Annotated in this window: 10 protein-coding genes; 6 read left to right on the top strand and 4 right to left on the bottom strand. The window is 69.3% G+C overall.

Going from position 1 to position 8,784, the window contains the following annotated elements:
- Nucleotides 1-388 precede the first annotated feature (388 nt).
- Nucleotides 389-799, bottom strand: coding sequence for an Hsp20/alpha crystallin family protein (locus E3T34_RS12940; RefSeq protein WP_134343224.1), 411 nt, complete (start codon nt 797-799; stop codon nt 389-391).
- 217 nt (nt 800-1,016) lie between these two features.
- Here E3T34_RS12940 and E3T34_RS12935 point away from each other — a divergent pair, with 217 nt between their 5' ends.
- The gene (locus E3T34_RS12935) at nt 1,017-1,376 is read left to right on the top strand and encodes a TIGR02611 family protein (protein WP_104099263.1); all 360 of its coding nucleotides are present in this window, start codon (nt 1,017-1,019) and stop codon (nt 1,374-1,376) included.
- Here the strand turns inward: E3T34_RS12935 and E3T34_RS12930 are convergent.
- The gene (locus E3T34_RS12930; RefSeq protein ID WP_104099264.1) at nt 1,373-2,065 is read right to left on the bottom strand and encodes a ScbR family autoregulator-binding transcription factor; all 693 of its coding nucleotides are present in this window, start codon (nt 2,063-2,065) and stop codon (nt 1,373-1,375) included. The two genes, E3T34_RS12935 and E3T34_RS12930, sit on opposite strands and share 4 nt — an antisense overlap.
- Before the next feature lie 211 nt (nt 2,066-2,276).
- Here E3T34_RS12930 and E3T34_RS12925 point away from each other — a divergent pair, with 211 nt between their 5' ends.
- A complete protein-coding gene (locus E3T34_RS12925; protein WP_104099265.1) occupies nt 2,277-2,504 on the top strand; it encodes a PLDc N-terminal domain-containing protein in 228 nt (75 codons plus the stop codon).
- Nucleotides 2,505-2,532: 28 nt separating this feature from the next.
- Here the strand turns inward: E3T34_RS12925 and E3T34_RS12920 are convergent, their stop codons facing one another.
- The gene (locus E3T34_RS12920) at nt 2,533-3,003 is read right to left on the bottom strand and encodes a universal stress protein (RefSeq protein WP_104099266.1); all 471 of its coding nucleotides are present in this window, start codon (nt 3,001-3,003) and stop codon (nt 2,533-2,535) included.
- Nucleotides 3,004-3,106: 103 nt separating this feature from the next.
- Here E3T34_RS12920 and E3T34_RS12915 point away from each other — a divergent pair, with 103 nt between their 5' ends.
- The 4 genes from E3T34_RS12915 to E3T34_RS12900 all read left to right on the top strand — a co-directional run bounded on the left by E3T34_RS12915 (nt 3,107) and on the right by E3T34_RS12900 (nt 7,555).
- Nucleotides 3,107-3,997 carry a hypothetical protein gene (locus E3T34_RS12915; protein ID WP_174843141.1) on the top strand — a complete coding sequence of 297 codons (891 nt, stop codon included), beginning with the start codon at nt 3,107-3,109 and terminating at the stop codon, nt 3,995-3,997.
- Nucleotides 3,998-4,345: 348 nt separating this feature from the next.
- The gene (locus E3T34_RS12910; RefSeq protein ID WP_134343223.1) at nt 4,346-5,206 is read left to right on the top strand and encodes a hypothetical protein; all 861 of its coding nucleotides are present in this window, start codon (nt 4,346-4,348) and stop codon (nt 5,204-5,206) included.
- 163 nt (nt 5,207-5,369) lie between these two features.
- Nucleotides 5,370-6,887 carry an ATP-binding protein gene (locus tag E3T34_RS12905; RefSeq protein ID WP_134343222.1) on the top strand — a complete coding sequence of 506 codons (1,518 nt, stop codon included), beginning with the start codon at nt 5,370-5,372 and terminating at the stop codon, nt 6,885-6,887.
- Complete coding sequence (locus E3T34_RS12900; RefSeq protein WP_134343221.1) at nt 6,881-7,555, top strand: response regulator transcription factor; 675 nt, start codon at nt 6,881-6,883, stop codon at nt 7,553-7,555. The genes E3T34_RS12905 and E3T34_RS12900 overlap by 7 nt, the downstream gene beginning before the upstream one ends.
- Nucleotides 7,556-7,661: 106 nt before the next feature.
- Here E3T34_RS12900 and E3T34_RS15905 read toward each other — a convergent pair.
- A partial coding sequence (locus E3T34_RS15905; RefSeq protein ID WP_194087718.1) for a PxKF domain-containing protein occupies nt 7,662-8,784 on the bottom strand: 1,123 nt, incomplete at its 5' end.

Genomic DNA, 8,784 nt, shown 5'->3' with positions numbered 1-8,784 from the left:
TGGCGGCGACTCCGGCCGGTGCGCCGGATGCGCCGGCTGCACCGGATGGCGGTGCCGCGGCGGCCGCGGCGGTGCCGGCTCCGAGCAGGAGCAGCGAGACCGCGGCGGTGAGGGCCACGGCTTTCAGAGATCGCGGGCGGGGGGACTGTGAGCGAACAGCGTTGTACGTCATTTCTTCTCTCCTGGTTCAGCCTGAACCGGTTTGGTACAGCCAACTAAACCGGTTAAGGCGACGCGAGTCAAGAGAAGTGGCGCATTGCGTCCCCCATTCGGGGCTGGAGGGTCCCCGCATCGTCGAGAGTCGCCTCGTGTGCCGAGAATCGCCCGTGCAACAGGGACTCTCGGCACAATCGGCGACTCTCGCCGAGCGCGCGGGCGCCCGACCGGCTCAGCTTCGCGCGATCGGCACCTTCTTCGGCTCCTCGGCACCCTCGGGCACCGGCACGCGCACCTCGAGCACGCCGTCCCGGTAGGACGCCGTCACATCCTCTTCCTTGGCTCCGCGGGGCAGCGCAATGTCGCGCGTGAACGAGCCGTACCGGAACTCGGTCCGGTAACCGTCCTTGTCCTTGTGCTCGGTCTTTTCCTGCCGCTCGGCCTGGATGTGCAGCACGCCGTCGCTGACCGACACATCGACATCTCTTTCCGGGTCGATTCCGGGCAATTCCGCCCTCACAACCAGGCTGCCGTCGTCGCGGAATTCCTCCACCCGCAGGGCCGGAGTGTCCCAGTCGCCCTCGAAAAAGCGCCGCACCGGCTCCGGCATTTCGAAACGCTCGCGTTTTGCAAGTGCGGCCATGATTCGTCTCCTCCGTGTTGCCCGAATGTAGTCACCCGAATGTAGTCACCCAAATGTGGTCACCCGAATGTAGTCACTTGGATGTGGTTACCCGGATGTTGCTCCAGATGCCACACACAGTACCCCCGAGGCCCGTGCCACGCCGCGGCGATGGGGGCGACAGCGGCGACGGATGCCCGCGCAGCAGGTTCCCAGCGACCCCGCTTAACCTGAGCGAATGACCGTCATCCTGCAGCGCGATATCGCCAGCGAACGCACTTCCGCGCACCCGATCCGGCGCTTCCTGCGCCGGAGCCGCGCCTGGGTGGACCAGCATCCGCGGCTGCGCTGGCTCTACCGCACTGTGGTCGGCGTGCTCGGCTCCACGGTGGCCGTCATCGGGCTACTCCTGGTGCCCCTGCCGGGGCCCGGCTGGCTGGTCGTCTTCCTCGGAATCGCGATCCTGGGCACGGAATTCCCCACCGCGCACCGCATCGCGGTGGCCCTCAAGCGCATCCTGACTACGGTCTGGGCGTGGTGGCGCTCCCGCCGGGCGCGCGCGTCCGCCGGAGGGTCGAGCGCTTCGGCTGGGTCCTAGGCCCGATCCGCCACCCCGCCCGCAGCGCCCGGGCCCGCGGCGCAGCTCGCCCGTACCTGGGCCGGCAGGGCGGTCAGATTCGCCCGCCGCTCGTCCGGAAGCCCGGCCGGGAGCAGGCCCGGCAGCAGCAGCGCCCACATCTCCTCCACCCGCTGGAAGAGGTCCGCCCGCCCGGTGAGCACCTGGGAGACGGTCTGCACACCCGTGAAGGCGGGGCTGATGAAGTGCGCGGCGGCCTCTACATTCAGATCGGCCGAAACGTCGCCTTCATCGATCGCGCGTCGCAGCACCTTCCCGCAGACATCGATCCAGTCATGGAACGGACCGACCACCGGCACCGAGAAATTGGAGGCCTCCATGGTGAGACGGATACCGGCACTCACCACCGGCTCGTCCCGCACCTGCGCCGCCAGCTCAAAAGTCATCAGGATGAGGGCTTGCAACCCGGGCATCGTGCCGTCCAGCAGCCTCTGGCCTAATCCGATCGAGGCCTCGTGCTGCGCCTCGATCACGGCGAGCGCGAGCGCCTCCTTGGACGCGAAATGAAAATAGAGTGCACCCTTGCTCACTCCGGCGGCGACTTCCAGTCCGGCCAGGGTCGTGCTGCCGTACCCGTGCTCCCGGAAGGCGACCGCCGCACCTCGGATGATCGCGGCCCGCGTTCCGATCGCCCGTTGTTGCTGCGCCATTCCACTCCTCGGTTATTCCGGTTTCCAGCGTAGCGACTGCCCGAACCGGGGTCGCACACGGCCCCGCGCATCCGTTGTATCGTCTCTGCCTCAATCGGCCCCAATCTGCCTCAATCGACCCCACAGAAGATACCGTTTGGTATGGTTTAGGCACGGGACGCTGTGATTGGGGAAAACGGGCGTCTCAGGGGGTTCAACAGGGGAGGTCGTAATGATCGACAGTGCAGGCATGGTGCAGATGGCAGCACTCGGACTCGGCGGCCTCGCCGTTCTGGGCAGCGCGGCGCTGATCGCCGCCGCCCTGACACAGATCAGCCGGGCCATCCACCTGCGGCAGGCGGCGCGGGCGAGCTGGGTGCTGGCCGTCGTCTGCGCGCCGGTCTTCGGGGCGGTCGCCTGGTTCGCGGTCGGCAACCGGATCGACGCCGACCAGAGCTGACTGGAGCCGACCGCCGCCGGCGGTCGGCTCAGGTGTTCGGGCGCACGACCAGCACCGGGCACTTGGCGTGCCGCACGCACTGTTCGCTCACGGAACCCAGCAGCATGCCGCTGAGGCCGCCGCGGCCGCGGGAGCCGACCACGAGCATCCGTGCGCCTCGGGACACGTCGATCAGGGACTTCAACGGACTGGCGTAGACAGCCCGGTAGGTGACCTTCACGTCGGGGTGCTTGGCCACCTCGGCCATCACGGCCTCGCCGAGCTCAATGCGCACCGCGTCGGCATAGTCCTCGATCGACGCGACATAGCCGAATTCCCAGTTGGCCGGGCGCGGCGCCGTGTCGATGGACCACGCGCGCACCAGCACGACCGGTGCGTGCAGCTGCTCGGCGAGGTCGAGCGCCACGGTCACGGCGTGATCGGCGTGACCCGATCCGTCGTGTCCGACGACGATGCTGTCGCTGGAAACGGGAGTCTGTTCTGGCTGTGTGTCAGGCATGACCCCAAGCTACTCCGGGGGCCCGGGTCGCGACGCGCGCGCTGCTGCGTGTCGGCCGCCTGCTCCCAGCCCCTTCCCGCAGCGCCCCGGTAAGGTCTCCCCTATGACGTACCTGGGCACGCCGCGTCGACGACAGACCGCACTGGCGATGGTCGTCACTCTGGCCGTGCTTGGCGCTGGCCTGGCGCTGGCCGCGTCGGTGCACACCACCGACGAAGCAGCCGCGCCTACCGGTTTCGCCCCCGGTGCGATCATCAGCGACTACAACTTCTACAACGCCGACTCCCTGGACGAGGGCGAGATCCAGTCGTTCCTGGGGGAGCGCTCCTGCATCCCCCGTGACGGCTCACCGTGCCTGGCCGACTACGAGGAGAACACGATCTCCCAGCCGGCCCACGGCGAGGGGCACTGCACCGCCTACCCCGGGGGCCGCAACGAGTCGGCCGCCCGCATCATCGCGAAGGTGTCCGCGGCCTGCTCCATCAGCCCGAAGGTGCTGCTCGTGCTGCTGCAGAAGGAGCAGTCCCTGCTTACCCGGCCGAGCGCATCCGGTTATCTGCGCGCCACCGGCTACGGCTGCCCCGACACGGCCGACTGCGACACAGCGTACTTCGGCTTCTTCAACCAGGTCTACCGTGCCGCCTGGCAGTTCCGGCAATACACCCAGGAGCCCGAGCGCGCCTACAAGATCGGAACCGTGCGCGTGGGTTTCAATCCGGATGCGAGTTGCGGGGCGTCCTCCCTCACCATCGAGAATCAGGCCACCGCGAACCTCTACAACTACACGCCGTACCAGCCCAATTCCGCCGCGCTGGCACGCCCGGGCACCGACGGTGACGGATGCTCGACGCACGGCAACCTGAACTTCTGGCGGTTCTACAACCAGTGGTTCGGGGCGTCGGAGGCCGTGGGCTATCCCACGGCGTTCAACTCGTGCCTGAACCTCGTCGGCGGCCAGCCCTGCCGCAAGCACGGGCTGTTGCCGACGCCCTGAGCGGTCCCGACGGTTCGCGTTTCCGCGCTGGTTTCTCCGCCGGTTTCTCCGCGCAGAGCGTAATCGCCCCGAGGTCCCGGGGCTCCGCCGGGTCCGGTCGCCCGGCCGGGCGAACACCCGTGACCTGGCACTCTCAATCCCTGATCAGGCGGTATCCCTGGCCCGAATGTGCGCGCACCGGACGGTGACGGGGCCCGGTGACACACCCGACCGGAACAGCTGGGCAGCCAACCCGATTCCCAGCCCGCACGGACCGGCCCCCCACTCCCGGTACCTAAACTCCTCCGATGACTACGAACGGTCGATCGGTTTTTCGCCGACCGGCCGCCGCAATCGAAAGGATCCACTTTGAACAAGCACTCGATCTCCCCGGCAGCCGACACCTCCCGCACCAAGCGCGTCGCCCTCGGCGCCGCCTCCGTGCTGACCGCCGGAGCCCTTCTCGGCGTCGGCGCGCAGGGCGCCACCGCCGCCCCTCAGAGCGCCGAGCCCACAACGAGTTTCAGCTCGAGTGCCGGCACGCGCGGGGATGCCGGCGCCACGGCGAACGGCGAATTCCTGGCGTCGCTTTCGGCCGAACTTCGCGCAGACCTTTCCCACGGGCAGAGCGGCAATGTGAAGGCCCAGAAGGTGGCCACCACCCTCTCCGAGCACGCCGAGCTGTTCGACACCCTGCCGGCGAACCTGCAGGATGACCTGACCGCGCTCACGGACGCCTCCGGGGCGACCGACCGGGCCGCCGCCGTCGACACCGTGCGCACCACCGCGCTGGCCGGCGGCTACGGCGAGGAGATCACGAAGATCGCCGAGGCCGTGCGGGACAACCCGGAGCACCCGTTGACCGCCGCCGTGGAGGCCGCCCTGGGCAGTGACCTCGGCACCGCGCCGGGCACCGCGGACACCGACCCGACCGCGGACGCCGGATCCTCGGTGACGGAACTGGCCCTCAAGCTGGCGGACAACCCCGCGCTCCTCGACAACCTGCCGGCCGACCTGCAGGCCGACCTGGCCGAGCTGAAGCACGCGCCCGCCGCCGAGCAGGAGGCCGCCGCGCAGAAGCTCGAAGAATCCGCCCTCAGCAGCGACTACGGCAGCGTGGTCCAGAAGATCGCCGAGCGGGTCCAGGCACATGTGGCTGCCGAGGCTGACGCCGGTGCCGGTGCCGACGCGGCGGCCGGTGCCGACGCGGACATTCACGCCGGAAACTAGCACCCGCATTAGAACGGATGCCCGGACGCGCAGTGCGCGTTCGGGCATCCGTCTGCCTTGTCCCCCATTCGGGGACTGACCGCCCGGAGGCGGCGCGGCTAGGATCGCCTCACCCGAGCGGCTGACCCGACAGCTCCGGCAACGCGTTCCCAAGGCGATTCTCATGGGCACCACAGGACCCCGAAGTTTTCGCTCCCCCGCGGTTTTCGCTGCCCCGCCGCTGTCCCCGGCCGGGCATCCGCAGGACGACTCCCGCGGCGCAGAGCCTGACCGGCGAGTGCACGCGCTCGGGGCGTGGGCGGGTCGCTCACGACTCACCATCGCCGCCTGGCTCGTCGGGCTGGCCGTCACCAGCGCCCTGTTGTGGAGCCCCGCCGTGGTCTTCGGGGTCCGCGATCCCTCGGCTCACCTCGTTCTCGACTCGGTCGACGCCTGCGTGGCGTTGCTGGTGGCGTCCCTCGTGTTCGGTCGGTTCCTGCGGCACGGCCGGCTGCAGGATCTGCTGCTCTTCCAGGGTCTCGTGCTGCTTGCCGCGGCGGGCCTGGGCCTGACCTACCTGACCGAGGTGCTCGGCGGAATCCGCGCGGAAACGCTCGACATCTGGCTTCCGCTGGCCATCCGGGTCGTGGGCGCCCTGCTGATCCTGGCCGCTGCCCTGGCGCACACGCGACCCGCGAAACGGATGCTCCGGCGCCGGCTGCTGGCGCTGGTTCCCCTCCCCCTGGTGGCCGCGGTCTACCTCGCCCTCTGGACCGGCCGGGACCGGCTCCCCGTGGCGTTCGACCCGGGTTCCGCCCCGGTGTCCGCGGAGAACGCGCTCCTGACGGGCCATCCCGTGCTGCTCCTCGCCCAGGGCGCGGCGGCCGTGAGTTTCTTCATCGCCTCGGTGGCCTTTGCGTCACAGTCGGCCAAACGGGACGACGAACTGCTCCGCTGGCTCGGCCCGGCCTGTGCGCTCGGGGCGTTCGCCCGCCTGAACTACGTGCTCTTCCCATCCCTGTACACGGACTGGCTCTACACCGGGGATCTTCTCCGCACCGGCTGCTACCTGCTGCTGCTGGTCGGCGCGGCGCGGGAGATCCGGACCTACTGGCGGGCGCAGGTCACCGCGGCGGTGCTCGATGATCGGCGGCGGCTCGCCCGCGAGCTGCACGACGGAGTGATTCAGGAGCTCGCCTATATCCGCGCGGAAAGCCACGCCATTCCCGTGGATGTCGCATCCGGCATCCGTATCGTCAACGCCTGTGATCGCGCCCTCGACGAGGCGCGGGCGGCCGTGCAGGCGCTCGGACGCACGAGCGATGAGCCGCTGAGTTTCACCGTTCACCGGGCGGCCACGGAGCTGGCCGCGAGGTACGGAATCGACCTGCGGGTCGACCTCGATGAGGCCATCACCGTCGATTCGGAGCAGCAACACGCGCTGATGCGCATCACCCGGGAGGCGGTGTCCAACGCGGTGCACCACGGCAAAGCCATGGGGGTGCACATCCGGCTCAGCGAGGCCGGAGGCCGTCGGCGCCTCGCGATTGCGGACGACGGGGTGGGGTTCGATGTGCCGGCCGGCACCGACACAACCGGTTACGGCCTGGTCAGCATGCAGGCTCGGGCGCGGGCGCTTCCGGGCACGTTCAACGTGGAGGCACGACCCGCGGGCGGAAGCGTGGTGACGGTCCAGTGGTAGACGGCACCGGCATCCGCGTCGTCATCGCCGACGACCATGCCCCGATACGATCGCTGATCCGCCAGGCCCTCGAGGCCGGTGGCTGCGAAATCTGCGGCGAGGGAGCAAGCGCAGCGGATGCGATCCGGCTCGCCCTCGATCACCGCCCCGACGTGGTGCTGCTCGATATCAACATGCCGGGGAATGGGATCCACGCCGCCCGGGAGATCGGCCGGAGCCTGCCGGAGACGCCCATCGTGATGCTCACGATGTCGAAGGACGACGACGACCTCTTCGATTCCCTGCGCGCGGGTGCCTCAGGCTACCTGCTCAAGGATACCGATCCCGGCGCTCTGCCGGGTGCGCTGCGGGCTGTTCTGGCGGGCGAGGCGGCCATGGCGCCGGAGCTCATGCTGCGGGTGCTCGGCGAGTTCCGGGCGCCCGCGCGGCGCCGCTTCCTGCGCCGCTCCGTGGCCGCGAGCAAGCTCAGCGCGCGGGAGTGGGAGGTGATGGAGTTGCTTGCGGAGGGAAACTCCACCAAGGCGGTAGCCGCCCGGTTGTTCGTGTCGCCGACGACGGTGCGGGTGCACGTCTCGGCTGTGCTCCGCAAGCTCGCCCTCACGGACCGCGAGAGCGCTTTCGAGCGGCTCCGTGACGAACGCGGCGAGCGGGGCTCACCTCGGTCGTAGAGCCTGGCGGGCCGCGGCGGCCGGCACGATTCCCGCGTCTGGGGGCGCAGGACGGAAGGCCCCGAGTTCCGCTCGGGGCCTTCCGTGTTCCGCTTGCGCTCGGTGCCTACTTCAGCATGAAGTTGGCACTGATCGTGGAACCGTCCTGGGCGGTCATGGTGACCACGGCGCAGGTACCCGGCTTCTTGGGGGTCTGCCAGTTCTGGATGAACTGCCCCGACGTCGAGTCATACCGCAGGCTCGTGCCACCCGTGGTGGTGAGTTCGATCGCATCCGTCACCGCGGACGAACCCGGGCAGGTCACGGCCGTGGCGGTGAAGCTCTTGACGGCCGAGACGCTGGTGAGTTCGGCACCGGAGAAGATCTCGAACTTCAGCGGGACGGAGCTGCCGCCCTTCACCGTGTTCCAGACGTTGGCTCCCATATCGACCGGGGCGTAGAAGCCCTTCAGGGACCAGGCCAGCACCGTGTACGCGACCCTCGACGTGCTCGTATTGCCGGCCGTGTCGGTGGCGGTCGCCAGGTACGAGTGATCCCCGACTCTGGTGCCGCCGCCGGTCACGACGCAGGAGGCAATTCCGGACAGGGCGTCGGTCGCGTAACAGCTGGGCGCGGCCGGGTTGCTTCCGTACTGGTAACTACCGGTGGGGCCGCCCAGGAGAGCAACGGTGGGTGCGGTCGTGTCGATGTCGATCCCCGACACGCTCGCGGTCGCGGTGTTGCCGGCCCGGTCGGTCGCGGCGCCCGTCACTGACTGGCCCGCCCCCTCGACCAGGGTCACGTCGCCCGCACAGGTGGCGATGCCGGATCCCGCATCACGGCAGGTGAAGCCGACGACGACGTCCGCCGCGTACCAGCCGGCGGCGTTGGGGGCGGCCGGGTCGAGGGTGGACGAGATGGTCGGGTCGACGGAGTCGATGTTGATCCCGGTCGTCGTCACGGTCGTCGTGTTGCCGGCCTTGTCGGTCACGGTACCCGTCACCGACCGGTTCGCGCCGTCCGGCAGGGTTGTGTCGCCCGGGCACGTGGCGATTCCGGACCCTCCCACATCCTCACACGTGAAGTGGACGATGACGCCCGCGTCCGTTGTGTACCAGCCGTCGTTGCCCTCGGGGGCGACCGGGTTGAGAGTGTACGAAATGGTCGGGTCGACGGTGTCGATGTTGACCACCGCTGCGGTCGCGTCAGCGGTGTTGCCGGCGTTGTCCGTCGCGGTGCCGGTCACGTTG

It is taken from the genome of Cryobacterium sp. TMT1-62 (assembly GCF_004403145.1).
In the GTDB taxonomy this organism is placed as follows: Bacteria; Actinomycetota; Actinomycetes; order Actinomycetales; family Microbacteriaceae; genus Cryobacterium; species Cryobacterium sandaracinum.
This window is presented reverse-complemented; position numbering and strand designations above follow the sequence as displayed.

Coding starts and splice junctions, on each gene's coding strand:
- E3T34_RS12940 (WP_134343224.1), bottom strand. CDS start 799: ATGGCCGCACTTGCAAAACGCGAGCGTTTCGAAATGCCGGAGCCGGTG.
- E3T34_RS12935 (WP_104099263.1), top strand. CDS start 1,017: ATGACCGTCATCCTGCAGCGCGATATCGCCAGCGAACGCACTTCCGCG.
- E3T34_RS12930 (WP_104099264.1), bottom strand. CDS start 2,065: ATGGCGCAGCAACAACGGGCGATCGGAACGCGGGCCGCGATCATCCGA.
- E3T34_RS12925 (WP_104099265.1), top strand. CDS start 2,277: ATGATCGACAGTGCAGGCATGGTGCAGATGGCAGCACTCGGACTCGGC.
- E3T34_RS12920 (WP_104099266.1), bottom strand. CDS start 3,003: ATGCCTGACACACAGCCAGAACAGACTCCCGTTTCCAGCGACAGCATC.
- E3T34_RS12915 (WP_174843141.1), top strand. CDS start 3,107: ATGACGTACCTGGGCACGCCGCGTCGACGACAGACCGCACTGGCGATG.
- E3T34_RS12905 (WP_134343222.1), top strand. CDS start 5,370: ATGGGCACCACAGGACCCCGAAGTTTTCGCTCCCCCGCGGTTTTCGCT.